30 protein-coding genes are annotated in these 23,440 nt (G+C 64.3%); 18 read left to right on the top strand and 12 right to left on the bottom strand.

All coding sequences use genetic code 11. The features are described 5' to 3' along the window. Nucleotides 1-3: 3 nt before the first annotated feature. Genes truB through HRQ64_RS02885 form a run of 3 tightly spaced genes read right to left on the bottom strand, consistent with a single transcriptional unit; the run spans nucleotide 4 to nucleotide 2,405 of the window. Nucleotides 4-906, bottom strand: coding sequence for a tRNA pseudouridine(55) synthase TruB (truB, locus tag HRQ64_RS02895; protein ID WP_172121951.1), 903 nt, complete (start codon nucleotides 904-906; stop codon nucleotides 4-6). After that, nucleotides 903-1,322, bottom strand: coding sequence for a 30S ribosome-binding factor RbfA (gene rbfA, locus HRQ64_RS02890; protein WP_172121950.1), 420 nt, complete (start codon nucleotides 1,320-1,322; stop codon nucleotides 903-905). Before rbfA ends, truB begins: the two co-directional genes overlap by 4 nt. Nucleotides 1,323-1,379: 57 nt before the next feature. Beyond that, nucleotides 1,380-2,405 carry a D-glycerate dehydrogenase gene (locus HRQ64_RS02885; RefSeq protein WP_172121949.1) on the bottom strand — a complete coding sequence of 342 codons (1,026 nt, stop codon included), beginning with the start codon at nucleotides 2,403-2,405 and terminating at the stop codon, nucleotides 1,380-1,382. A gap of 141 nt (nucleotides 2,406-2,546) precedes the next feature. On the opposite strand from HRQ64_RS02885, the gene HRQ64_RS02880 reads away from it, so the two are divergent. Then, nucleotides 2,547-3,083, top strand: a complete 537-nt coding sequence (locus tag HRQ64_RS02880; protein ID WP_172121948.1) for an SH3 domain-containing protein — start codon at nucleotides 2,547-2,549, stop codon at nucleotides 3,081-3,083. On the opposite strand, the gene HRQ64_RS02875 is transcribed toward HRQ64_RS02880, so the two are convergent. Further along, entirely contained in the window at nucleotides 3,080-3,868 is a 789-nt protein-coding gene (locus HRQ64_RS02875) for a siderophore ferric iron reductase (protein WP_172121947.1), read from the bottom strand. The genes HRQ64_RS02880 and HRQ64_RS02875 overlap by 4 nt on opposite strands. Nucleotides 3,869-4,122: 254 nt before the next feature. On the opposite strand from HRQ64_RS02875, the gene HRQ64_RS02870 reads away from it, so the two are divergent. The 5 genes from HRQ64_RS02870 to HRQ64_RS02850 all read left to right on the top strand — a co-directional run bounded on the left by HRQ64_RS02870 (nucleotide 4,123) and on the right by HRQ64_RS02850 (nucleotide 6,872). Further along, nucleotides 4,123-5,022: an ABC transporter ATP-binding protein gene (locus HRQ64_RS02870; RefSeq protein WP_172121946.1), complete on the top strand. Its 900-nt coding sequence runs from the start codon at nucleotides 4,123-4,125 to the stop codon at nucleotides 5,020-5,022. Then, nucleotides 5,019-5,912: a hypothetical protein gene (locus tag HRQ64_RS02865; RefSeq protein ID WP_172121945.1), complete on the top strand. Its 894-nt coding sequence runs from the start codon at nucleotides 5,019-5,021 to the stop codon at nucleotides 5,910-5,912. Before HRQ64_RS02870 ends, HRQ64_RS02865 begins: the two co-directional genes overlap by 4 nt. 77 nt (nucleotides 5,913-5,989) lie before the next feature. Further along, nucleotides 5,990-6,178: a DUF3606 domain-containing protein gene (locus HRQ64_RS02860; protein ID WP_172121944.1), complete on the top strand. Its 189-nt coding sequence runs from the start codon at nucleotides 5,990-5,992 to the stop codon at nucleotides 6,176-6,178. Nucleotides 6,179-6,195: 17 nt separating this feature from the next. Continuing rightward, nucleotides 6,196-6,408 carry a hypothetical protein gene (locus HRQ64_RS02855; RefSeq protein ID WP_172121943.1) on the top strand — a complete coding sequence of 71 codons (213 nt, stop codon included), beginning with the start codon at nucleotides 6,196-6,198 and terminating at the stop codon, nucleotides 6,406-6,408. A 56-nt stretch (nucleotides 6,409-6,464) separates the two neighbouring features. After that, complete coding sequence (locus HRQ64_RS02850) at nucleotides 6,465-6,872, top strand: DUF1801 domain-containing protein (RefSeq protein ID WP_172121942.1); 408 nt, start codon at nucleotides 6,465-6,467, stop codon at nucleotides 6,870-6,872. A 10-nt stretch (nucleotides 6,873-6,882) separates the two neighbouring features. Here the strand turns inward: HRQ64_RS02850 and HRQ64_RS02845 are convergent, their stop codons facing one another. Then, a complete protein-coding gene (locus HRQ64_RS02845) occupies nucleotides 6,883-7,029 on the bottom strand; it encodes a hypothetical protein (RefSeq protein WP_172121941.1) in 147 nt (48 codons plus the stop codon). 124 nt (nucleotides 7,030-7,153) lie between these two features. Between HRQ64_RS02845 and HRQ64_RS02840 the strand changes: the two genes are divergently transcribed. The 6 genes from HRQ64_RS02840 to HRQ64_RS02815 all read left to right on the top strand — a co-directional run bounded on the left by HRQ64_RS02840 (nucleotide 7,154) and on the right by HRQ64_RS02815 (nucleotide 12,189). Continuing rightward, nucleotides 7,154-8,050, top strand: a complete 897-nt coding sequence (locus HRQ64_RS02840; RefSeq protein ID WP_172121940.1) for a metal ABC transporter substrate-binding protein — start codon at nucleotides 7,154-7,156, stop codon at nucleotides 8,048-8,050. Beyond that, on the top strand, nucleotides 8,047-8,922 hold the full coding sequence (locus HRQ64_RS02835; protein WP_172121939.1) for a manganese/iron ABC transporter ATP-binding protein: 876 nt from the start codon (nucleotides 8,047-8,049) through the stop codon (nucleotides 8,920-8,922). Before HRQ64_RS02840 ends, HRQ64_RS02835 begins: the two co-directional genes overlap by 4 nt. Then, nucleotides 8,919-9,773, top strand: coding sequence for a metal ABC transporter permease (locus tag HRQ64_RS02830; protein ID WP_172121938.1), 855 nt, complete (start codon nucleotides 8,919-8,921; stop codon nucleotides 9,771-9,773). Before HRQ64_RS02835 ends, HRQ64_RS02830 begins: the two co-directional genes overlap by 4 nt. Next, nucleotides 9,770-10,606: a metal ABC transporter permease gene (locus HRQ64_RS02825; RefSeq protein ID WP_172121937.1), complete on the top strand. Its 837-nt coding sequence runs from the start codon at nucleotides 9,770-9,772 to the stop codon at nucleotides 10,604-10,606. The genes HRQ64_RS02830 and HRQ64_RS02825 overlap by 4 nt, the downstream gene beginning before the upstream one ends. Before the next feature lie 117 nt (nucleotides 10,607-10,723). Beyond that, nucleotides 10,724-11,212: a hypothetical protein gene (locus HRQ64_RS02820; RefSeq protein WP_172121936.1), complete on the top strand. Its 489-nt coding sequence runs from the start codon at nucleotides 10,724-10,726 to the stop codon at nucleotides 11,210-11,212. 179 nt (nucleotides 11,213-11,391) lie between these two features. Further along, nucleotides 11,392-12,189 (top strand): hypothetical protein, encoded by a 798-nt coding sequence (locus tag HRQ64_RS02815; RefSeq protein WP_172121935.1) that lies wholly within the window; start codon nucleotides 11,392-11,394, stop codon nucleotides 12,187-12,189. A 93-nt stretch (nucleotides 12,190-12,282) separates the two neighbouring features. Here HRQ64_RS02815 and HRQ64_RS02810 read toward each other — a convergent pair whose 3' ends face one another. Together HRQ64_RS02810 and HRQ64_RS02805 are read right to left on the bottom strand one after the other, a co-directional pair. Then, nucleotides 12,283-13,158, bottom strand: coding sequence for a glycosyltransferase family 8 protein (locus HRQ64_RS02810; RefSeq protein WP_172121934.1), 876 nt, complete (start codon nucleotides 13,156-13,158; stop codon nucleotides 12,283-12,285). After that, on the bottom strand, nucleotides 13,155-14,363 hold the full coding sequence (locus HRQ64_RS02805) for an O-antigen ligase family protein (RefSeq protein ID WP_172121933.1): 1,209 nt from the start codon (nucleotides 14,361-14,363) through the stop codon (nucleotides 13,155-13,157). The genes HRQ64_RS02810 and HRQ64_RS02805 overlap by 4 nt, the downstream gene beginning before the upstream one ends. A 140-nt stretch (nucleotides 14,364-14,503) precedes the next feature. On the opposite strand from HRQ64_RS02805, the gene HRQ64_RS02800 reads away from it, so the two are divergent. Both HRQ64_RS02800 and HRQ64_RS02795 read left to right on the top strand, forming a co-directional pair. Next, nucleotides 14,504-14,962 (top strand): Rrf2 family transcriptional regulator, encoded by a 459-nt coding sequence (locus HRQ64_RS02800; RefSeq protein WP_127751725.1) that lies wholly within the window; start codon nucleotides 14,504-14,506, stop codon nucleotides 14,960-14,962. Further along, a complete protein-coding gene (locus tag HRQ64_RS02795; RefSeq protein ID WP_172121932.1) occupies nucleotides 14,955-15,842 on the top strand; it encodes an NAD(P)/FAD-dependent oxidoreductase in 888 nt (295 codons plus the stop codon). The genes HRQ64_RS02800 and HRQ64_RS02795 overlap by 8 nt, the downstream gene beginning before the upstream one ends. Here HRQ64_RS02795 and HRQ64_RS02790 read toward each other — a convergent pair. Next, nucleotides 15,839-16,876 carry an aldo/keto reductase gene (locus tag HRQ64_RS02790; protein WP_172121931.1) on the bottom strand — a complete coding sequence of 346 codons (1,038 nt, stop codon included), beginning with the start codon at nucleotides 16,874-16,876 and terminating at the stop codon, nucleotides 15,839-15,841. The two genes, HRQ64_RS02795 and HRQ64_RS02790, sit on opposite strands and share 4 nt — an antisense overlap. 108 nt (nucleotides 16,877-16,984) lie before the next feature. On the opposite strand from HRQ64_RS02790, the gene HRQ64_RS02785 reads away from it, so the two are divergent. Continuing rightward, nucleotides 16,985-18,004 carry a rhodanese-related sulfurtransferase gene (locus tag HRQ64_RS02785; protein WP_172121930.1) on the top strand — a complete coding sequence of 340 codons (1,020 nt, stop codon included), beginning with the start codon at nucleotides 16,985-16,987 and terminating at the stop codon, nucleotides 18,002-18,004. A 102-nt stretch (nucleotides 18,005-18,106) separates the two neighbouring features. Here the strand turns inward: HRQ64_RS02785 and HRQ64_RS02780 are convergent, their stop codons facing one another. The 4 genes from HRQ64_RS02780 to HRQ64_RS02765 all read right to left on the bottom strand — a co-directional run bounded on the left by HRQ64_RS02780 (nucleotide 18,107) and on the right by HRQ64_RS02765 (nucleotide 20,541). Then, entirely contained in the window at nucleotides 18,107-18,664 is a 558-nt protein-coding gene (locus HRQ64_RS02780; RefSeq protein ID WP_172121929.1) for a dihydrofolate reductase family protein, read from the bottom strand. Between the two features lie 82 nt (nucleotides 18,665-18,746). Beyond that, on the bottom strand, nucleotides 18,747-19,184 hold the full coding sequence (locus HRQ64_RS02775; RefSeq protein ID WP_172121928.1) for an SRPBCC family protein: 438 nt from the start codon (nucleotides 19,182-19,184) through the stop codon (nucleotides 18,747-18,749). After that, a complete protein-coding gene (locus tag HRQ64_RS02770; RefSeq protein WP_172121927.1) occupies nucleotides 19,181-19,546 on the bottom strand; it encodes a metalloregulator ArsR/SmtB family transcription factor in 366 nt (121 codons plus the stop codon). Before HRQ64_RS02770 ends, HRQ64_RS02775 begins: the two co-directional genes overlap by 4 nt. Before the next feature lie 83 nt (nucleotides 19,547-19,629). Beyond that, a complete protein-coding gene (locus tag HRQ64_RS02765; protein WP_172121926.1) occupies nucleotides 19,630-20,541 on the bottom strand; it encodes a LysR substrate-binding domain-containing protein in 912 nt (303 codons plus the stop codon). Nucleotides 20,542-20,646: 105 nt separating this feature from the next. Between HRQ64_RS02765 and HRQ64_RS02760 the strand changes: the two genes are divergently transcribed. From HRQ64_RS02760 to lepA, 3 genes are all read left to right on the top strand, one after another. Then, the gene (locus HRQ64_RS02760) at nucleotides 20,647-20,790 is read left to right on the top strand and encodes a hypothetical protein (protein WP_172121925.1); all 144 of its coding nucleotides are present in this window, start codon (nucleotides 20,647-20,649) and stop codon (nucleotides 20,788-20,790) included. Between the two features lie 73 nt (nucleotides 20,791-20,863). Beyond that, complete coding sequence (locus HRQ64_RS02755; protein ID WP_172121924.1) at nucleotides 20,864-21,277, top strand: hypothetical protein; 414 nt, start codon at nucleotides 20,864-20,866, stop codon at nucleotides 21,275-21,277. Nucleotides 21,278-21,329: 52 nt separating this feature from the next. Beyond that, nucleotides 21,330-23,135, top strand: a complete 1,806-nt coding sequence (gene lepA / locus HRQ64_RS02750; protein WP_127751716.1) for a translation elongation factor 4 — start codon at nucleotides 21,330-21,332, stop codon at nucleotides 23,133-23,135. Nucleotides 23,136-23,440: the final 305 nt, after the last annotated feature.

Genomic DNA, 23,440 nt, shown 5'->3' with positions numbered 1-23,440 from the left:
AGCCTAGTTAAAGACGCGTCGCGGCTGGAACTGGCCGAACTGCACCGAGCCAGTGGCAATGGCCCGACCGGCATGGCTGGCCCAGGCTTCATCCAGCGTGACCGGGGCGCGTGCGCCGGTCAGCAGCACCGCATTGCCGTGGCGCACCGCATTGGCCTGCAGCGCATCGAGCCGCAGCTCGGGCAGCTCCACCAGGCCCGCGGCCACCGGCAGCAGCATGGCGTCGCGCGCCTCCGGCTCAACCGCTTCGAGCTGCTCGATGGTGATCGCGTCAGCGTCGGTGAAGGGCCCAACGGCCGCGCGGTGCAGCATACCCACATGGCCCCGCGTGCCCAAGGCTTCGGCGATGTCACGCGCGAGCGAGCGTACATAGGTCCCCTTGCCACAGGTTACCTCCAGCACCGAGCGTTCCGCGCCATGCTCCATCAGCTCGATAGTATCGATCTGGACAGGGCGAGGCGCCAGTTCCACCGCTTCGCCAGCACGCGCAAGGTCATAGGCGCGCTCGCCATCGATCTTGAGCGCCGAAAAGATTGGCGGGCGCTGCAGCAATTCGCCGGTGAACCGGGGCAGCACCGCACTCAGCTCGGCCTCGGAGGGCCGATGCTCCGACTGGGCCACAACCGTGCCTTCGGCATCGTCCGTGGTTGTCGCCGTGCCCCACTGGATGGCGAAGCGATAGCGCTTGGTGCCGTCCTGCACCTGCGGCACCGCCTTGGTCGCTTCCCCTAAGGCGATAGGCAAGATGCCGGTCGCGAGGGGATCAAGCGTGCCGGCATGGCCAGCCTTGGCCGCGCTGAACAGCCAGCGCACCTTGCCGACGGCCTGGGTGGAGGTCATGTCGAATGGCTTGTTGAGCACCACCCAACCCGAAACGGGGCGCTTGACGCGCTTGGGGGCACTCACGCTTGCGTATCGTCCTCGTCGTCCTCGCCGGCCTGCAGGTCACGCTGCACGCGATCCGAGCGCAGCAGCGCATCGATCCGGCTGGCTTCCTCGAAGGTTTCGTCGACGAAAAAGCGCAGCTCGGGCGCAAATTTCATGTTGATCTGCGGCGCCACCTGGCCGCGGATGAACTTGCGATGCCGGTTCAGCGCCGCCACGATCTCCTCGGCATGCTCGCCGCCCAGCGGCATCACATAAGCATTGGCGATCTTGAGATCATTGCTCATGCGCACTTCGGGCACGGTAATCACGGCGCCATGCAGCGCATCGTCTTCGACGTCGCCGCGCGCGAAGATCGCGGCCAGCGCGTGCCGCACCAGTTCGCCGACGCGCAACATGCGCTGGGTTGGCCCGAGGGGTTTTTGGTCTCTGCTCATTGCGGCCCCATAGGCCCTCGCCGGTTGCTAGTCAACGCCCCAGCGCCTGCCCCCTGCTCACGCGCTGGCGAGGCGAGCGGGTTTGGGCACGCCATCGGGCAGCACGCGATGGGGCGGCTGGTGGCCATCCATGAAGGCGCGGATATTGACGATCACCGTTTCTCCCATCTCCACCCGCGCTTCGATCGTCGCGGAGGCCATGTGGGCGGTTAGAACGACTTTGTTGTTTTCCGCCAGCGCCAGGAGCTTGGGATTGATGCCGTGGCGATGCTCGAACACATCAAGCGCGGCCCCGCTCAAATGGCCCGCTTCGATCGCCGCCACCAGCGCTGCTTCGTCCACAAGTTCAGGTCGCGACACATTGACCACGAAACTGCCCGCGCGCATCCGCCCGAGCCGCTCGGCGCCCAGGATCTGGAGCGTTTCGCGCGTCAGCGGCGTATGGAGCGAGACAATATCGACCGCCCCGAGCATGGCATCGAGATCTGGCCAGAAGGTTGCGCCCAGCGGCGTTTCGAGGCCCGGCGGACGCCGGTTGCGCGACCAATAATGGATATTGAGCCCAAAGGCGCGGGCGCGCTGCGCCACCGCGGTGCCGATGCGCCCCATCCCGACGATCCCCAGCGCCTTGCCGCGCAGGCGGTGCCCCAGCATAGAGGTCGGGGACCAGCCCCCCCAGGCGCGATCGCGCATCAGCATCTGGGTGCCTTCCACCAGCCGGCGCGGCAGCGCCAGCATCAGCGCCATAGCCAGGTCAGCGGTGTCATCGGTCAGGACGCTGGGGGTATTGGTGACGGTCAGCCCCGCGGCCCAGGCCGCTTCCACGTCGATATTGTCCACGCCATTGCCGAACTGGGCGATCATGCGCACCGAAGGGGGCAGTGCGGCAATCAGCGACGCATCGATCCGGTCGGTGATGGAGCATACCAGCACATCCTTGCCGATGCAGCCTTCGGCGATGTCGGCGGGCGCGAGAATGCCATCGGCCTCGTTGACGTCGGTCTCGAACAATGTCGCCATACGCGCCTCGATCGCTTCGGGCAGGCGGCGGGTAACGAGGACTTTGGGTTTCGTGCCGGTCATGCAGTCCCGATGCGTGGCGGAGGACAAGGCCTTCCGTTTTCAGCGACCATTAAGGATCATGCCTTAGTGATAGGACAAATGTATTCCTTGTGCAAAGTCATGTTTAGCGTGTTCCGCAGCGCAATGCGGTCCTGTGCCCGTTTGGCACTTGTTCCAATTCTGGCAGCGCTGCTGGCGCTGCCGGGCCCCCTCACGCCGGTCCAGGCCTGGGCGCAGGCCGACAATCCCAGCGGTTTGCCCCTGCCCCGCTTTGCCAGCACGCGCTCGACGCCCATCAATGTGCGCGTCGGCCCCGGCACCAAATACGACATCGCCTGGATCTACCGGCAGTCCGGCATTCCCGTGGAAATCGTGCAGGAGTTCGATACCTGGCGCAAGATCCGCGACCAGGATGGCGACGAGGGCTGGGTGCACCAGAACCTGCTGTCAGGCAATCGCGCCGGTTATGTGGCGCCGGTCGTCGCCAATGGCGAGATCGCGCTGCGCTCGGGCATGAACGACGATTCGGGCGTGCGCGCTCGACTTGGCGCGGGCCTGCGCGTCCAGATCAAGGAATGCGATGGCACCTGGTGCGAAGTCAGCGCCGCCGGCGGCGACGGGCAGCGCACCGCGACCTATTCGGGCTTTTTGCACCAGGAGGAAATCTGGGGCGTCTACCCCGACGAAGTGTTCAACTAGCCCGCTTCGGCCTCGAGCTCGGCGCATTGGCGGACCAGCCGGACCGCCCTGGTTTGCTTGGGGCAGGACGCACAAAGCCGGTCCGGCCACACCAGGTAATCAAGGCAACAGCCCTTGCGCGCCAGCACCAGCTTTTGGCGCCCATCCGGCAGCACCACGGGCTCCAGCGTTCCCTGCCCGACCAGATCCAGTGCCGCAAGCCAGCTCTGTGCATGGCGGCTGATCTCGTCGGGCGAAATCCCCGGCTGCATCCGTTCCAGCAGCGCCACGACCCCCAGCACCCGCGCGGCGAGCAAACGTTGTGCCGGCACGGGCTTGAAGCGCACGATCGCGTTGATCTCTTCGAGGAGTGTTTCGGCCGTGGCTCTCAAGTCCGCCGCAGCCCAGCCGATCATGGCCTCGACCTCGCCCTGCCGCTGGGGCCCGGGGGGCAGGCGAAAACCGTTGATGTCGAGCAGCTGGCGGCATTGTGCCATCGCGCGCAGGTCGGGAACGGCCCCATGCCCGTGCACGGCGATCACCGCCAGGTAAGCCGGCTGCCACAACAGATTGGTCCACAGCCGCAGCGCCCAAAAGGCGGGTCCGCCCGCCGGATAGGCTTGCGCCAGCGCGTCGTAGAGGTCGCGCAGCATGGGGCCGTTATCGAGCCCGTGCCGGTACCAACCCGGCTTGTGGCTCCCGGGCGCACCCTTGAGAAAGCCGGTGACCTCGGCCGCCCTGGCCAGGAGCCGGGTTAGCGCGATATCGGCATCATTGGGCGGAAACAAAAACGAACGGGCGGTCACTGGGAAGGTCCGGAACAAGCAGGGCTTAACCTATCGCGCTCCGCGGCCCGCTGCAAAGTCAGCGCGCGGCGCAGATTGACCCACCCCCTCAGCGTCCTATCTATTCCTGACGCGAGGAGCTCAGCCGTGATCGATTCAGCGCGCAACAATTGCCGTCAGGACCAAAGGTCGCGGATCGCACGGCCCATCCGGGCGTTGCCTCAGTGTGCGCCCCTTGCCGCAATCGCCCCCTTACTCCGAGCCGGGATCCAACGATGACTGAGCCCTCCGCCCGCATCGAGCCGATCGTCACTGCGCGTGGCTTGCGCAAGAAGTTTGGCCGCAAGGAAATCCTGCATGGGCTTGATTTCGATATTCCGGCGGGCCGGATCTATGGGCTGATCGGCCATAATGGGGCGGGCAAGACCACGACGCTCAATGCCATGCTGGGCCTAACCGATTGCCGTGGCACCATCCGGGTTCTCGGCCTTGATCCTTTTGCCCACCGAGCCCGCCTCATGCGCGACGTCGCCTTCATCTCCGATGTGGCGAGCCTGCCCCGCTTCTTGCGGGTGCGCGAACTGTTTTCGCTGGTGGCCAGCATCCACCCCAATTTCTCACCCGCCAAGGCGCAGAGCTTCCTTGAGGGCACCGATCTTAAGCCCGAGCTCAAGATCAAGAACCTCTCCAAGGGCATGCTCGCCCAGCTGCATCTTGCCGTGGTGATGGCGATCGATGCCAAGCTCTTGGTTCTCGACGAGCCGACCCTTGGCCTCGACATCACCTATCGCAAACGCTTCTACCGGCGCCTGCTGGATGACTACATGACCGGCGAGCGCACCCTCATCATCACCACCCATCAGGTCGATGAGATCGAGTTCATGCTGTCTGATGTCATGTTCATCCGAGACGGGGCGCTGATCCTGCATCAGCCCATGGAAGCGGTGGCGCAGAACTTCATCCAGCTGGTCAGCAATGATCCCGAGAACCAGGCCGTCGCCCGCGGCCTTGGCCCGGTCTACGAGGAAACCCGCTTCGGCCAAACGGTGATGATCTTTGACCATGTGCCCCGCGAGCAGCTCGAGGGCTTGGGCGTGCTGTCGACCCCGACATTGTCCGATCTCTTTGTCGCCCTGATGCAGCGACCCACCGCCAATGCGGAGCCAGTCCCATGAAGGCCTTTGCTGCCCTGATCTGGCGCGAGTTCCTCGAACATCGCGGGGCGTTCCTCTATGGGCCGCTGCTGCTGGTGGCGGTCCTGCTCGGCTCCACTATCCTCGCCTTTACCGTGGGGCGCATCGATATGCGCTTCTCGGGCGCCCTGTTCACCGCCGCGCCCATGCGCATCTATGAATGGGGCTTTTTGGGCTTTGCCTTTGCCTGGTTGCTCTACCTCTTGGCGACGCTGTTCTTTTACTGCGCCGACAGCTTTGCCGCCGACAAGCGCAACAATGCCATGCTGTTCTGGAAGTCGATGCCGGTGAGCGATTTCACCGTGCTGCTGTCCAAGCTCGTCGCGGCCATCACCATCTTCCCCGCCATCATCTACCTCATTGCCCTGCTCAGCGGCCTGCTGCTGTTTGGCGTTGCCGTATCCACCTCTGCCATGAATGGCGGGGGCGGCTATGCGCTGCTAGGCAATGTGGCGGGGGTTTATGGCCAGATCGCCGCCAGCCTTCTCGTCGTGCTGGTGGTGGGCCTCTTGTGGTACCTGCCCTTCATGGCCTTTGTCGGCGCCCTCGCTGCCGTGGTCGGGCGCTGGGCCATTCCCCTGTCCCTGCTGTTCCCCTCCATTCTCTCCACCCTTGAATGGGTGGTGTTTGGCGGCGGCTGGCAGCCGCTCAGCACCCGCACCTGGGAATATCTGCAATACCGCGCCGACTTCCCGTTGACGCAAGGCTATATCGAGGCCTGGACCACCACCGCCGCGACCTTCAGCTTTGTCGACTTCGCCACTGACCTCGTCGCTCGCATCAGTTGGACCCAAATCGGGATCGGCATCGTGCTCGCCCTCGTCTTGGTGTTTTTTGCCAGCCAGTATCGCCGCCGCGGCATTGGCGAGTAGCGCTCGGCGCACAGCATGGCGGAACCGGCGCCCGCGGCCGGGGTTACCTTGTGCAACCCCAAGCGGAGGCGACCATCATGCTGGATCCCAAGGATTTGCTGGGCGGTGCCGAGCGAGCCCGCCTGTCTGTCGACCTGCCCCATGAAGTGGCGGCCTTTGCCAGCCGGCATGGCCTGTCCATCGATGAAGCGCGCGAAATCCTGGCGCGCACCGGCGATCGCGAAGACCCGGACGCAGCCGCCGAACGCCACAAGCGCCCCCTTTGACCCCCACGAGTATGCCCATGCAGCCCCATCCCGACCTCAGCCCCATCCCCGATCTTGATGCCGACCTGCTGCCCGGCATTGACCGCTTCGTGGCCGATCATAGCCAGACCTCGGCCGGCCAGCTCAGCCGCAATGATGCGATCAACCGCATCCTGCGCGACTGGCTGCAGCGCGAGGGCTATATCGAGCCTGACAACGAGTCCCGGGATTTCGACGATCCCAGCCACTAGAGCCGGGTGGCGCGCCGTGCCATGCTAGCCCCAAAGCTTGGTGGGGAGGCTGCGCAATGAGCCCGTCCGAACAACTCGACCACTTGATTGCCGAACTCGGCGACTGGCGGGGTGACCTCCTCGCCCGCGCGCGGCGCGCCATTCTCGCCGCCGATCCCGCGATCATCGAGGAATGGAAATACCGGGGCAGCCCCGTCTGGTCCGCCAATGGGCAGCTGGTGGTGGGCAATGCCCACAAGGACAAGGTCAAGCTCACCTTCTCGCATGGCGCCAAGCTCGAGGATCCCCACCGCCTGTTTAATGCAGGGCTCGAAGGCAACCTCTGGCGCGCCATCGATCTGTTTGCCGACAGCCCGTTCGACGAATCCGCCCTTACCGAGCTGGTCGCCTCAGCCGTCGCCTACAATCGCGCCCGGCAAGCGTCCAAGCCGCGCCAGGGTAAAACTGCGCCTCCCTCCCCCTAAACCTCGCTGATCAGGGCCGCGGCGCCGGATCGCTGGGGCTGGTCAGGCTGGGGTCGGCGGCGGCTGGGTCGGGCTGGTTCGACCCTTGGCTGAACACCAGCAAGGCGACCACCACAATGGCAGCAACGATCAGTCCGGCAATCCATTTACGATCCAAGGCAGGCTCCTCCACTCGCGCTGCACCCCAACGGGCAGCCCGGCATTTGGCTCCGCGCTCCAAGCCTCTTGCAAATGATTTGCAATTGCACTAACTTCTGAGGGTCAACTGAAACATGCCTGGGATGCCTATGCCTCGCTATCTTCTTTCCGTGCTGCTTGCCGTTGCCGCGCTCTGCTCCACCCTGCCCGCCCAGGCACAGGATCGGTTCAAGGCCGTCACCTCCTTCACCATCATTGCCGATATGGCGCGCAATGTTGCGGGCGACGCTGCCGAAGTGGTGTCCATCACCAAGCCCGGCGCCGAGATCCACAACTACCAGCCGACCCCCGGCGACCTCGTGGGTGCGCAGGACGCCGACCTCATCTTGTGGAACGGGCTTAATCTCGAGCAATGGTTCGAGCAGTTCCTGGGCAATTTGCCCGATGTTCCGAGCGTCGTGGTCAGCCAAGGCATCGAGCCCATTGGCATTGGCCAGGGCCCCTACCAGGGCAAACCCAATCCCCATGCCTGGATGTCGCCCACTGACGCGCTGACCTATGTTGCCAATATCCGCGACGCCTTCGTCGAGCACGATCCCGCCAATGCCGAAACCTACAACGCCAATGCCGAGGCTTATTCCGCCAAGATCGAAGCCGCCATCGCCCCCCTGCGCGCCCAGATCGAGGCCATTCCGCCCGAACGCCGCTGGCTCGTCTCCTCGGAAGGCGCCTTCTCCTATCTCGCTCGCGACCTTGGCCTTAAGGAGCTCTATCTCTGGCCCATCAATGCCGATCAGCAGGGCACGCCCCAGCAGGTGCGCCGCGTGATCGACACTGTGCGCGCCAACAACATCCCCGCAGTGTTCTCTGAATCCACCGTCTCGCCCCGGCCGGCCGAGCAGGTGGCGCGCGAAACTGGCGCCCATTATGGCGGCGTGCTTTATGTGGACTCGCTGTCGGACCCCGATGGCCCCGTGCCGACCTTTCTTGATCTTCTTGCCGTAACCACATCCACCATCGTTGCGGGGTTGCGCCCTTGAATGCCCTTGTCGAACCCGGCCTCGAGGTCGCCGATGTGACCGTTGCTTATCGCAACGGCCATACCGCCCTGCGCCATGCCAGCTTTGCCATTCCGCGCGGCACCATCACCGCGCTTGTGGGTGTCAACGGCTCGGGCAAATCCACCCTGTTCAAGGCCATTATGGGCTTTGTGCCCCTCAGCACCGGTTCGGTCAGCATTCTGGGCCTGTCTGGCAAGGCAGCGCTCAAGCGCAACCTCGTCGCCTATGTGCCGCAAAGCGAGGATGTGGACTGGAACTTCCCGGTGCTGGTGGAGGACGTGGTGATGATGGGGCGCTTCGGGCATATGAACATGCTCCGCATCCCCCGCGCCGTTGACCACCAGATGGTCACCTCCGCCCTTGAGCGCGTCGACATGCTTCCCTTCCGCAAGCGCCAGATCGGCGAGCTATCGGGCGGCCAGCGCAAGCGCGTCTTCCTCGCCCGGGCCCTCGCGCAAGAGTCGGCGGTGATCCTGCTCGACGAGCCGTTCACCGGCGTGGACGTCAAGACCGAGGACGCCATCATCGCCCTGCTCAGCGCGCTCCGGGACGAAGGCAAGGTGATGCTGGTTTCAACCCACAATCTGGGCTCGGTGCCTGAATTCTGCGACCGCACTGTGCTGGTCAAGGGCACCGTCCTCGCCCATGGCCCCACTCCCGAGATCTTCACGCGCGAAAATCTCGAACTCACCTTTGGAGGCGCCCTGCGCCATTTCGTGCTCGCCGGGCAGGGCCTGCATGCCGATGACGATCCGCGCCAGGTCTCGGTGCTCACCGACGATGAGCGGCCACTCGTCATGTATGGCGAAAAGGGCAAGATGACCACGCAGCAATCGGGTACCGAGCCATGATCGAAGCGCTGCTGCAGCCCTTTACCTACAACTACATGATTAACGCCATGTGGGTGTCGGCGCTGGTCGGCGGCGTTTGCGCTTTTCTGTCGGCCTATCTGATGCTCAAGGGCTGGAGTCTCATCGGCGACGCGCTTTCGCACTCCATCGTGCCCGGTGTCGCGGGCGCCTATATGCTGGGCCTGCCCTTTTCACTCGGGGCGTTCCTGTCGGGCGGTCTGGCGGCCGGCGCCATGCTGTTTCTCACCCAGCGCACCAAGCTCAAGGAAGATGCGGTGATCGGGCTGATCTTCACCGGCTTTTTCGGGCTGGGGCTCTTCATGATTTCGCTCTCGCCCACCTCGGTCAACATCCAGACCATCGTCATGGGCAATATCCTGGCCGTCACGCCCAACGAAACCCTGCAGCTGGTGATCATTTCCTTGGTGACGCTAGGCGTCATGCTCCTCCTCTGGAAGGATCTGATGGTCACGTTCTTCGATGAATCCCATGCCCGCTCCATCGGGCTCAACCCGCCGCTGCTCAAGGTCATCTTTTTTACCGTGCTCAGTGCCTCCACCGTCGCGGCCATGCAAACCGTGGGCGCCTTCCTCGTCATCGCCATGGTCGTGACCCCCGGCGCCACTGCCTATCTCCTGGCCGACCGGTTCGGGCGCGTCATCACCATCGCGGTGCTGGTGGGCACCCTTTCAAGTCTTGTCGGCGCCTATCTCTCGTTCTTCCTCGATGGCGCCACCGGCGGCGTGATCGTGTGCCTCCAGACCATCGTGTTCCTGCTTGCCTTTGTGTTCGCCCCCAAGCACGGCATTCTCGCCAATCGCCGTCGCGCGGCGCGGGAGATCGCGCAATGAGCGAGTTCTGGCTCTACGCCCTGTGGCCCTTCAGCTTTCCCTTCATGACCAATGCCATGCTGATTGCGGTGCTGGTTGCCGTGCCCACGGCGCTCCTGTCCTGTTTTCTGGTGCTCAAGGGCTGGTCGCTGATGGGCGATGCCATTTCACACGCCGTGCTCCCCGGCGTCGTGCTCGCCTATATCATTGGCCTGCCCTTTGGCGTCGGTGCCTTTATCGCCGGCATGGGCTGCGCCCTTTCGGTCGGCTTTCTGACTGAGCATAGCCGCATCAAGGAAGACACTGTGATGGGCGTGGTCTTTGCTGGTCTCTTTGGCCTCGGCATCGTGCTCTACACCGCCATCCAGACCGATGTGCATCTCGACCACATCCTCTTCGGCGATATCCTGGGTGTCGATGGCGGCGATCTGGCGCTGTCGGGGATCATCGCGGTCCTTGTTTGTGGCGTGCTCGCCGCCAAATGGCGCGACTTTCTCCTGTTCACCTTCGATCCCCAGCAGGCCGGCGCTATCGGCTTGCCCGTGCGCGCCCTGCATTACGGGCTGCTGGTGCTGCTTTCCCTCACCATTGTCGCCGCCCTTTCGGCAGTGGGCATCGTGCTGGTGGTCGCCATGCTGGTGGGCCCCGGTGCCATCGCCTTCCTGTTGTCCAAGCGCTTTGGTCCAATGATGCTGCTGGCCACGGCTATTTCCGTGAGTTGCTCGCTCCTGGGCATCTATCTCAGCTTCTTCATCGACTCCGCCCCCGCTCCCACGATCGTGCTGCTGCTCAGCGGCGTCTTTGTAGCAACCTTCATCTGGACCACGCGTCGCCCCGCGCCGCTGCCGGTTTGACCCCGGGGCATATCCCCGCGCCGATCACCTGTGATGGCGTGGGGCCCTTTCGCAACGCCTGTCCCCCTCTCCCGTTAACCCAACGGCAAACAGCCCAAGGGAAGAGGAGAAACATTCATGTTCAAGCGCACCACCGCATTGGTTTTGTTGACGGCGGGCCTCTGCAGCCCCGCTTTGGCGCAGGCCCAGCAGATCAACGGCGTCGACGTTCCCGCCGATCAGTTGGGTGCGGTGCAGGCCCGTTGCGACGAGCTGTCCAACAACAATGCTCCCGCGGGCACCGGCCAGGCGAGCGCCGCCACATCAGCGGCCACCCCCGACGCTACGGCGGGCACCAACCCCTCGGCCCCTTCGATCGGCGGCACCTCGCCCCTGGGCGGCAATGACGGAGCGACCGACGCCTCCAACAGCAATGCTGCAGGCTCGGTTGCTGATCCAGCCACCCCCGCTGCCCCGGCGACCAGCATTGACCTTGCCAGCATCGATATTGAAGCGTGTCAGGCTGGCGGCTTCACCACTGGCGCGGCTTCCAATTCGGCGGCTCCGGAAACGCCCGCTGCAACAACCACCAATTCCGGCGCGTCCGCTGCCCCCACGACCAATTAGCCTTTGCTGGCGCGCGGCAGGTCCGCGCGCCAGTTCGTTTCCCCATTTGACTACCACCCTCAATGCTGGCGGGGCGTCATCCAAAGCGCTAGCTTGCGCCCGATTCTGGGGACCAACGCATGAGCGCCGCACGACTTGCCAACAACCATTCGCCTTGCCGGTATGAGCGCTGAAGCCTCGTGAGTGCGCCACCCATTGTCTCGTTCTGGCATGGCCCCATTGGCTGGCTCGAGCGATTGTCGATCACCTCGTTTTTGCGGCACGGCCATTCCGTCGCCGTTTACAGCTTTGATCCGCTGGAGCTGCCTCCGGGCGCCGAGCGGCGCGACGCCGCCGAAATCCTCGGGCGTGAAGCGCTGGTGTTCTACAAGGACCGCGGCACACCGGCGGTATTTTCCGACCGCTTCCGGCTCGAACTTCTGCGCGCCGGGCGCGGCATCTATGCCGATCTGGACGTTTATTGCGTGCGCCCCTTCCCGGAGAACCCCGACTACCTGATGGGGTGGGAGCGCCCCGGCTCGATCAACAATGCCGTGTTGCATATTCCCGCGGACGCCCCGCTCCTGGGGGATCTTCTGGGCATATTCGAGCCGCATAATCGGCCGCTGCTCGAGCCCCACTTACCCTTGGGCCGGCGAGTCGAAGTAGCGGCGCGGCGCCTGCTCGGGCAAAAAGTGCTGCCCCACCAGATGCAGTTCGGCGCCACGGGACCTTTTGCGCTTACCCATTTCATGGCCAAGCGCGATCTGCTCGACCGGGTGCAGCCCCAGCCGGTGTTTTATCCTCTCGCTTATGAGCAGATCCCGGCCCTGATGCAGCCCGGCAGCAGCGTCGGCCCGGCGCTCCGTCCCGAAACCCTCAGCATCCATCTCTGGCGTTCGCAGCTGACCAATCGCGGCCGCGCCGCCCTGCCCGCACCGCCTCCCGGCAGCGCCATGCGCCAGCTCTGCGACCGCGAAGGCATCACGCTGGACTAAGAGAAGGCCGCTGTCGCTCCCCGGAACTCGCTGTCAATCCGGCCTCGAGCCGGGATCCGTCCTGAGCTGTCGTCCTGGGCAGTTCGCCTCGCCCTAACGCCCCAGTTTCTTCATCCACCAGCGCTTCCAGCGGTGCCGGGCGAAGCGGTAAAACAGCTCATTGCCCATCACATGCCGGTAGAGCCGCCCAAAGGCCACCCAGTGGAACATGCCGGCAAAGATGCCCCAGGGTTTGGCTTCCCCGGTATAGTGCAGAATGGCGGGGTCGAGCCCTTCATGGGCGTGGCGGGCATCGATCGTGTTCCAGCGCCAGGGCAGTTGCAGCCAGCGCCGCTTGAACACCAGGTTCAAGAAATCCTGGTCATAATAGATGCGCTCCATCACGCCTTCGCGCAGCGCCACTTCGAGCTGACCCAGGATGTCGGCGTCGCGCCATTGGGCGACATCGATCAGCACCAGCCCCGCATTGAAATAGGGATCGGCGGGATCCAGAATATCGCGATTGGCCTTGAGGTCACGGCCCCCGGTGATGAAGGCGCCCATCGTGTCGCGCACCGCCGCGATGGGATGGCCCAGCATGTCCATCTCCACCAGCTTTTCAATGGCGTCGCGCACCAGCATGTCGCAATCGAGATACAGCACCCGCTCCACCCCCGCCGGCAGCAGGCGATCGATCATCAGCCGGGCATAAACAATGTTACTCAGCCGCTTGTTGAGCGGCATGCGCGCTGCCACATCGGCGAACAGGGGGGAAGCGTCGAGGTCATACCATTCGAGCCGCGCCCCGAACTCGCTCTCAATGGCGAGCAGGTCCTCCTCGTGCTCCACTGTGAGGGTGCGATGGAACAGGTGAAACACCAGGTCGCTGCGCCGATGGGTGAACAGGCACACCGAGCGCATCGTGGCATAGGCCGGCGCCCAAAAATTGTCGTCAAAGGTCAGCGCGATATGGATGGGGCGGTCGCTCAAGGGAAACTCTCTTTAGGCCGGCCGGCGAGCACCGCAATCAGCGACAGCAGCACGGTGTAAACCAGCGTCTGGGCCAACACGCCGAACATGGCGTTGGTCAGCCCCATGCCCGCATAGCCGACGCTGGCGACCAGCGCCAGATAGAGCGCTGGTGCGCGCTGCGACCCTTGGGCGCGCCAGGCGCCGGCAAACGGCGCGAGGAGGATCAAGCCATAGGAGAGCAGGCCCAAAAGGCCCCCCGAAACCGCAAAGTCGGCGATGTCATTGTGCAGATGGTCGTATTTGGGAAACCGCGCCCCTGGAGGGGCAAACTGGGCTGCGGCCTCCATGAAGTGCCCCAGCCCATGCCCCCAGACCGGCGAGGCCATGAAGGCCGCCAAAGCGCTGCGATACATGATGAGGCGCTGGCTGGTGGAATCGTCGCCAGGCTCGCCCGAACGGAACAGCGACACGATCTCGCCAAAGGGCCCCGTGCGCTCGATCCAGCCGGTGCCGATCAGCGCGGCAAACACCAGCAGCGCGGCAACTGCACCACACCCGATCAGCAGCCAGGCGCGCCGGCGCGGCAGATAATGCAGCGCGGCACCGGCGAGCGCGGCCATGCTCATAGGCACAAAGGCCACCAGCGGCCCGCGCGAGCCGGAAAACCAGATCGCCAGCAGCGCCGCGATCGGACCAAGCAGGAACACTGCCCGCCAACGCCATCGGCTCAACACCCCCACTGCCGCGACAAAGCCCAAAGTCAGCGCCAGGTCGGCCAGGTGGATGGGGTTGTTGACCAGCACCCCCCCGCGCGGCTCGCCCATGACAAAGACGTCAAATCCCGCGACCACCGCTCCTGCGATAGCGCCCAGCAACGCCAGCGTCCCCACCGCCGTTAGGGTCAGGCGCGCGCCCAATTGCCCAACCAGGGCAGCATGCGGCGCGGCCAGAAACAGGGGCACAAGAAAAATGATGGCGCCAAACGACATCGGCTCGCGTGCGGAACCCGCGATGGCCAGCAGCATCAAGCCGCCCGCGACCAGCGGCAACCAGGTCGCTGGCTGCCAAAGCGCCCGGCGCCCTTCGGCCGTGGGCAGCAAGGTCAAGCCCACCCCGATCAGCACCAGGGTGAGCATATTGGCGGCCCCCGGCGCTAGCGTCGGCAGGGTCAGCCCGCAAACCAGGGCGCACCATGCCAGCATGGTAAGGGTTGATCGAAGCAAGCGCAGGTCCTGGGCTGAGTGGCTGGGGCGACCATGGTCGCTGCCGCCCCGGCCGTCAACCGGCGCTCACCCCCTGACCACATGAGTGTGGCTTTCGCGCCCCGCTTGACGCGCCGCAATTCTGCAACTAAAGAAGTTACATGAAAAGATCCAGTCGCCTTTCCGTTGCCCTTCATGCCCTTGTGCATCTGCACGCCCAGCCCGAGGACGCGCTGACCTCAGGGGTTCTGGCGGTGTGCCTGCAAACCAATCCAGTGGTGGTCCGCCGTGTGCTCGGCAGCCTGCGCGAAGCGGGTTTGGTGGGCTCCAGCAAGGGCCATGGCGGGGGCTGGCAGTTGGCGCGCCCCGCCCCCGAGATCAGCGTCTTTGATGTGTACCATGCCTTGGGGGAAACCCTTCTCGTGCGCACCGAAAGCGAGCCGGGCGATCCCGGCTGCGCCATTGTGCGCACCGTTGACGGGGTGATGAACGAGGTGCTGGCCGATGCCGAAGCCCTGCTCGCCAACCGGCTGCGCCGCCTGAGCATTGCCCAACTCGCGGCGGGCGCAACTGCGCTTCCCGCTCTTTCCCATTCTTCCGAAAGCCATTTTCATGGATGACGTACTTGTTGTCGGCGGCTCGTTCGCCGGCCTTTCCGCAGCCCTCCAGCTCGGGCGCGCGCGCCGCAAGGTGAGCGTGCTCGATACCGGGCTCAACCGGAACCGCTATGCCGACAGTGCCCACAATGTGCTGGGTCATGACGGCGTGCCGCCCGGCGACATCCTCGCTGCCGCCCGCCGCCAGCTCGAGGCTTATCCCACGGTCCGGCTGATCGAGGGCCGCGCCAGCACCGTTTCAGGCCAGCCCGACGATTTCACGATCACCACCGAGACCGGGGACAGCTTTGCCGCGCGCCGATTGATCCTGAGCTATGGCATCACCGATGAAATGCCCCCCATCCCCGGCTTTGCCGAAGCATGGGGCAAGACCGTCATCCATTGCCCGTTCTGCCACGGCTATGAAGCAGGCCCGCGCTGGGGGCTGCTTTACAGCACCCCCATGTCGCTGCATGCCCCGGCCCTTTATGGCGACTGGACCGAGGACATCACGCTGATCCTGGATGGCAATGCCATCCCCGACGCGGAGCGCAACAAGCTGCAGCGACGGGGCGTCAAGATCCATGATGGCAAGCTGGCCGCGGTCCACCAGGACAACGGCCACATGTCGGGCGTGAGCCTCGAAGATGGCACCAAGGTTGAACTCGATGCGCTTTACGCCCATCCCCGCAATCATCCATCCGCCGACCTGCACGAGCAACTCGGGCTCGAGACCGACACCACGCCCACTGGCACCATGGTGGTGGTGGGCGAGCGCCAGGCCACCTCGCGCGAGGGGGTCTTCGCGGCGGGCGACCTCACCACCCCCATGCACAGTGTCACCAGCGCCGCCTATGCCGGCTCGATGGCCGCCATGGGCGCGCAGCAGTCCATGCTCCTTTAGCGCAGCCAGCCCTTGGGGCTGGGGTGCAGCTCCATCTGCCCCCCGGCCGTGGCCGCGTCGATCGCTGCGATCTCCTCGGCGCTGAGCGCAAGATTGTTGAGCACGCCCAGATTGTCCTTGAGCTGGTCGAGATTGCGCACCCCGATCAGCGCCGAGGTCATTTCGGGCCGGCGCAGCACCCAGCTCAGCGCCAGCTGCACTAGGCTCTGCCCGCGTGCCTTGGCGATTTCGCCCAGCTTGTCGACGGCCTCGAGCACCCGCGGCTCGATATGGCTGGCGCGCAACGAGCCATTGGGGTTCTCCCCGCGCGTGCCTTCCTTTTTGCCATTGTTGTATTTGCCCGACAGCACGCCCTGCGCCAGGGGCGAAAAGGCGATCATGCCGATCCCTAATTCCCCACAGGCGTCGATGGTGTGATCGTTCTCGATCCAGCGATTGAGCACGGAATAGCTGGGCTGGTGAATGGTGGTCTGCACCCCCATTTCCTTGAGGATCCGGTAGGCCTCGCGCGTTTGCGCCTCGGGATAGGACGAGATGCCGACATAAAGCGCCTTGCCGACCCGCACCGCATGGGCCAGCGCCCCCATGGTCTCCTCGAGCGGCGTGTTGGGATCAAAGCGGTGGGAGTAAAAGATATCGACATAGTCGAGCCCCATCCGCCCCAGGCTTTGGTCAAGGCTCGCCAGCAGATATTTGCGGCTGCCGAACTCGCCATAGGGGCCCGGCCACATATTGTAGCCCGCCTTGGTGGAAATGATCAGCTCGTCCCGATAGGGGCGAAAATCGCGCGCCATCACCTGGCCGAACAGCTCTTCGGCCGAGCCAGCCGGAGGCCCGTAATTGTTGGCGAGGTCGAAATGAGTGACACCGGCATCAAAGGCGTGGCCCAGGATTTCCATGGCGCTGGGGTAGTCGCGCGTGCCCCCGAAATTCTGCCACAGGCCGAGGCTCACCACCGGCAGCTGCAGGCCCGAACGGCCGGAATGGCGATATTGCATTGTGTCGTAGCGCGCCGTATCAGCCCGATAAGTCATGGTTCTTGCCTCCCAGAAATGTGCGATTGCGCGACCGCGCGCTGCTTGGCGCAGGGCGTGACGCGATGATAGAGAGCCAGACGCCATTCAGCGTCTGCCGGAATCCCGATGCCCGATAACTTGCCGCAAGCCGCCCTGCCATACAAGGTCATGGCCGTTTATAAGTTCGCTGATCTGCCTGATGCCGCGGCCATTCAGCCGGTGCTGACGCAGTTCTGCTGCGTGCGCGCGATCAAGGGCACGTTGATCCTCGCGCCTGAAGGCATCAATGGCACGGTTGCCGGCACCCCCGAGGCCATCGACGCCCTGCACGCCTTTTTGCTCGAAGATCCGCTATGGGCGAGCCGACTCGACGGTGCCGAGATCAAGTTCTCCGGCGCTGCCGAAATGCCGTTCCTGCGCATGAAGGTTCGCCTCAAGCACGAGATCGTCACCCTGCGCGCCCCCGAAGCCAATCCGTCCCAAACCGTGGGCACTTATGTGGCGCCCGCCGACTGGAACAGCCTGATCGAGCGCGATGATGTGGTGCTGGTCGATACCCGCAACGACTACGAAGTGGGGCTGGGCACCTTCAAGGGCGCGCTCGATCCAGCGACCGCGACCTTCACCGAGTTCACGGACTATGTGGCGACCCATCTTGATCCCGCGCGCGACAAGAAAGTCGCCATGTTTTGCACCGGCGGCATCCGCTGCGAAAAGGCGTCGTCGTACCTGTTGAGCCAGGGCTTTGCCGAAGTCTTCCACCTCAAGGGGGGCATTCTGGCTTATCTGGAAACCGTGCCCGAGCAGGACAGCCGCTTTGAAGGCGAATGCTTTGTGTTCGATGATCGCGTCGCGGTTGGACATGGCCTCGCGCAAGGTGAGGCGACCCTCTGCCGCGCCTGCCGCCACCCGCTCACCCCCGCCGATCGCGCCGATCCGCGCTTTAGCGAAGGCGTCGCCTGCCCCCATTGCGCTGACGACACCGCCAAGCATGCCGCCGCTGCCGAGCGGCAAAAACAGATCGAACTCGCCCGCCAACGCGGCACCGCCCATCTCGGCGACGAAGCCGCCGAAGCGGCCCGCCGCGCCAAGCAGCGCAAACGCGACCAAGCCGAACAATCGCGTCTGAGGAACAACCGGGGCTAACGCGCCGGCGCACCTTACCGGCAGGCGCACGCCCTCTCCGACCCACCAGCTGTCATCCCGGCCCTGAGCCGGGATCCATCCTGAGATGCGGGTAAGGGGCCTCTACCCCTTGACCCCGTACCGCAGCATCACACCGCCGGTTTGCAGGGGCCGCGCTTCCAGCAGGGTCCAGTTCTGCGGCTGCTCGGCGGGCTTGAAGAGGGGCGTGCCGCGTCCCTGCACCACTGGCGCCAGGCACAGCCGGTATTCATCCACCAGCCCTGCCGCGAGCAGGCTGCCCAGCAGTTGCGCGCTGCCAAACACATAAAGATCGCCGCCATCCTCGCGCTTGAGCGCCGCGATGGTTTGGGCCGCATCGCCCCCGAGCACCCGCGTATTGTTCCACTCGGCGGTTGTGAGCGTATTGGACACCACTATCTTGGGAATGGCGTTCATGCGCTCGGCCACCAAGCCTTCATCGGCCGCTGTGGGCCAGTAGGCCGCCATGCCTTCATAGGTCTTGCGCCCGAAGATCAGGGTTTTGTCGCCCTCCATCTGTTCGCGCGATTGCGCCTCGAGTTCGGGGCCCCAGACCACATTGTGAAAGCTCAAATCCCAGGGCTGGGCGCCTTCGAAATAGCCATCCAGCGTCATGACGTTCCAGGCCAGCAATGAACGCATACAAACCTCCTTTTGGTTGCCGGGCGCGATCCATTGGCTGACAAGCCGGGGCTCGCTCCGCTTACGGATCAAAGAGTGGGCATCAATTGGCGAGCGCGAGTGCCAGAGCGTCCATCAATTGTTCCGTGCCTTCTTGGCGTTGGCGCGAATTGTCGAGCCCGTCCAGGAACGCCCCCTGCTCGGTGACGATCATCCGCGTGCCCTCGCCTTCGGGCACCAGCTCGACCGTCGCGACCGACACCGAAATACGCCGGCCGTCCATCAGCATCTCGTAGGCATAGACGATGCGCTGGTTGGGGACGATGTCGTGATAGCGCACATCGAACACGAACTGGGCGCCATTGGGCCCGTTATCGGCCTGGTATTCCCGGCCGCCGACCTTGAACTCGAAAATCTCGCCCACCGGAAACCACTTGGCCTTTTGTTCCCGGTCCGACCAGGCGCGAAACACGCGCTCTGGCTTGGAGGGAAGAACCCGGTCAATGGTGAAGCTGCCATGGGAAACGGAACGATCGGTCATGAATCTCTTCCTTTGGATGGTGTTGGCGGTGAAGGCTCGTCATCCTCGGCCAGCAAGGCGCCCAGTCGATCAAAGCGCTGCGCCCATGCCTGGCGGCGCTGGTTGATCCAGCGTTCGGCGCTCCCCAGAACCTCGAGGTCGAGCGTGCAGGTGCGCACCCGGCCCACTTTCTGGGTTTGCACCAGCCCGGCGTCTTCAAGCACCCGGAGGTGCTGTGTCAGGCCCGGCAGCGACATGTCGAACGGCTCGGCCAGCTCGCTCACCGTGGCCGATCCGGCGGTCAGCCGCTCCACCACCGCCCGACGGGTCGGATCGGCAAGGGCGCGGTAAATCTGGTCGAGTTGGTCGTCTTGGTTAAGCATGCACTTAAGTATCGCACTCCAGCCGGAGCGTCAACGCTTAAGTTTTCGCTTAAGTATCTGAATACCCAGTTGCCTGGCCGGGCTCAGCCGCGCGACTGGTGCACATAGCCCCGCGCCGAGGCGGGTATTTCGGCGGCCAGCCATTCGCGAAAGCGGCGTAGCTTCGTCGTTTCGCGTCGCCCTTTGGCCGTCGCCAGCCAATACTGATTGGGCCCGCTCACTGGACCGGTGAAGGGGCGCACCAGCCGGCCATCGCTGACCGCATCGGCACTCATCATGTCCACCGCCATCAGCACGCCTTGTTCGGAAATCGCCGCATCAAAGGCGAGCGAGGGATCGGAATAGGTGGGACCATGCAGGCGCCGCTCTGCGTCCAATCCCACCGATTTCAGCCACAGATCCCAGGACAGCATGGTAGTTTCGTCGCGGATCACGGGCACCCCATACAGATCGCTGGGATGCTTGAGGGCCCGAGCAATGGGCGGAGCACACACGGGCTGGAACTCGGCGCCCCCGATCGGTGTCGCGATCACGCCCGGCCAGTTGCCGGCGCCGAAGCGAATGCCGCAGTCGATATCGGGGCGCTGCAGATCGAGCATGGCACCCGTCACTGTCAGCCGCACCTCGATCTCGGGATAAAGCGTCGTGAACTTGTTGATCCGCCAGATCAGCCAGCGCGAAGCGAAAACGCTCCCTACCGTCAGGTTGAGAATGGCCTCGTCACTGCCGCTCAGTTCCGCCAGCCCGTCCTGGAGCGCGGCAAAGCCGGCGCTGAGCTGGGGCAAGGCAGCGCGCAAGGCTGCGGTGGGCACCAGCCCCTGCCCGGTACGCTCGAACAGCTCCATGCCCAGCCGCGCCTCGGCCCGCCGCAAGTGCTGGCTCACGGCGCCAAGGGTCACGCCCAGCTCCTCGGCCGCGGGCGCCAGCGCGCCACGCCGCGCCACGATCTCGATCGCGCGCACCGCATTGAGGGGAATGGGAAAGCCCTTGCTCATGGAGATTTTCTATAATGGCGCCGCGACCTTGTCGATTGCCCGAGCTCCGACCCGCGCGCATTCTGGGCCCCATCTCACACCTTGCCCCGGAAAGGAGCCGACAAAATGTTTGTTCTTGCCCGTCTCCGTCAATGGCTGTTGCCCTGGTTCGGCCTGCCCGCCGCGCCACCGCCCGAGCCGGAAGCGCCGGGGCTGCGCGACTGGGCCGATCTGCCCCCGCACCACCCGGTTTGCGGGGGAGCGCCGTAGACAAGCCACATTCGCGCGTTCCAAGGGGAGCAACCCCGCCGGGCCCTGCCCGCCGCCCCAAAGGAGCTGTTCCATGTTGCGCCCACTCGTTCTTGCTGCCGTCCTGATCTTGCCGCTCACCGCCGCCCAGGCGCAGCAAGCCGCGCCGACGACGACCCCCGCTCCGGCCGAAATCAGCATCGATCCGGCCGCCCCGGTTAACGCCACGCCCAAGCAGGCCAATCTGCTCACCGGGCTTTATGCAACCAAGGCCATCATCGAGATCTGCGCCATCACCGTGGATGAAAATGCCACCTCGCGCATGAACAACGACCAGAAGCGCTTCGAGGCGGGCCTGGGCATGGATGACGCGGCCGCGACCGAAGCCTATGCCAAGATCAAGGCCGATGTGGAGCGCACCACGCCCGATTGCGCCGAAGGTGGCGCTGACCGGCAAAATGCCGAAGCGGTGGTGAACATCTATGCCGGGATGAAAAGCGGCAGTTAACGCGCGCTAAACCATCTTTGCGGTCCCCCGCGGTTCTGCTAGACGCTTGCCCATGACAACGCCGCAGAACCGCATCCGCAATTTTTCCATCGTCGCCCATATCGACCATGGCAAGTCCACCCTGGCCGACCGGCTGATCCAGCTCACCGGTGGGCTGGAGCTGCGCGAGATGAAGGAGCAGGTGCTCGACTCGATGGATATCGAGCGCGAGCGCGGCATCACCATCAAGGCGCAAACCGTGCGCCTCAAATACCACGCGGCGGATGGCGAGGATTATATCCTCAACCTCATCGACACGCCCGGACACGTCGACTTCGCCTATGAAGTCAGCCGGAGCATGGCCGCCGTCGAGGGCTCGCTCCTTGTAGTCGACGCTTCCCAGGGCGTTGAGGCGCAGACCTTGGCCAATGTGTACCATGCCCTCGACGCCGGCCACGAAATCGTGCCCGTGCTCAACAAGGTCGACCTGCCCGCCGCCGATATTCCGCGCGTCAAACAGCAGATCGAGGACGTGATCGGCATCGATGCGTCCGATGCGCTCGAGATCTCAGCCAAGACCGGGCTCGGCATCGACACCGTGCTCGAAGCCATCGTCACCCGCCTGCCCCCGCCCAAGGGCATTCTCGACGCCCCGCTCAAGGCGCTCTTGGTTGATTCGTGGTACGACACTTATCTCGGCGTCGTGGTGCTGATCCGCGTTGTCGATGGCACGGTCAAAAAGGGCCAGCGCATCCGCATGATGGCGTCTGGCGCCGTGTATGAGCTCGACCGCGTCGGCGTGTTCACCCCCAAGCTTGTCGATGTCGGCGAACTCGGCCCAGGCGAGCTCGGCTTTTTCACCGCTTCCATCAAGGAAGTGGCCGATACCAATGTGGGCGATACCATCACCGATGATCGCAAGCCCACCAGCGAAGCCCTCCCAGGCTTCCGCCCGGCCCAGCCGGTGGTGTTCTGCGGCCTCTTTCCCGTCGATGCCTCCGATTTCGACGAGCTGCGCGCCGCCATGGGCAAGCTGCGGCTCAACGACGCCAGTTTCTCGTTCGAGATGGAAACTTCGGCCGCGCTCGGCTTTGGCTTCCGCTGCGGCTTCCTTGGCCTCCTCCACCTCGAAATCATCCAGGAGCGCCTGAGCCGCGAGTTCAATCTCGATCTGATCGCCACCGCCCCTTCGGTGGTCTACGAGGTCGAGATGACCAACGGCGAAGTGGTGATGCTCCACAATCCCGCCGATCTGCCCGATGTGATGAAGATCGCCGAGATCCGCGAGCCCTGGATCAAGGCCACCATTCTCACCCCCGACGAATATCTCGGCTCGATCCTCAAACTCTGCCAGGACCGGCGCGGCATCCAGCGCAATCTGTCCTATGTCGGCAACCGCGCCATGGTGGAATATGATTTGCCGCTCAATGAGGTCGTGTTCGATTTCTATGATCGGCTGAAATCCATCTCCAAGGGCTATGCCAGCTTTGACTACCAGCTGGCCGAGCATCGCCCCGGCGATCTCGTCAAGCTTTCCGTGCTGGTCAACAGCGAGCCGGTGGATGCCCTGTCGATGCTGGTGCACCGCACCGTCGCCGAATCGCGCGGCCGCATCATGTGCGAAAAGCTCAAGGACCTCATTCCGCCCCATCTGTTCGTCATTCCGATCCAGGCGGCGATTGGCGGCAAGATCATCGCCCGCGAAACCGTGCGCGCCATGCGCAAGGACGTGACGGCCAAGTGCTATGGCGGCGACGCCACCCGCAAGCGCAAGCTGCTCGAGAAGCAAAAAGCCGGCAAAAAGCGCATGCGCCAGTTCGGCTCGGTGGAAATCCCGCAAGAGGCGTTTATCAAGGCGCTCAAGATGGGTGACGACTAGTCATTCCGCACTCGTCTAAGGCGGAGAACCAGATCTAGTAGAACCTAGGCTTGACAAGTCCACGATTTTTGTTGAGCTCACAGCATGAAATGCGTGAGTCTCTTTAGCGGTGCTGGCGGCCTCGATTTGGGCCTAGAGGCAGCAGGCTTTAATTTGGTCGCGTCCATTGAGATGGACACCGACTGCTGCCGAACGCTGCGCGCGAACGGCCGTGCGGGGGTACATGAAACCGAAGTGGCAAATACCGATTTCGGTGGCATCTTAGCGGCGAACGGGGAAATTGACCTGGTAGCCGGCGGCCCCCC

It is taken from the genome of Devosia sp. 919 (genome assembly GCF_013185965.1).
In the GTDB taxonomy this organism is placed as follows: Bacteria; Pseudomonadota; Alphaproteobacteria; order Rhizobiales; family Devosiaceae; genus Devosia.
This window is presented reverse-complemented; position numbering and strand designations above follow the sequence as displayed.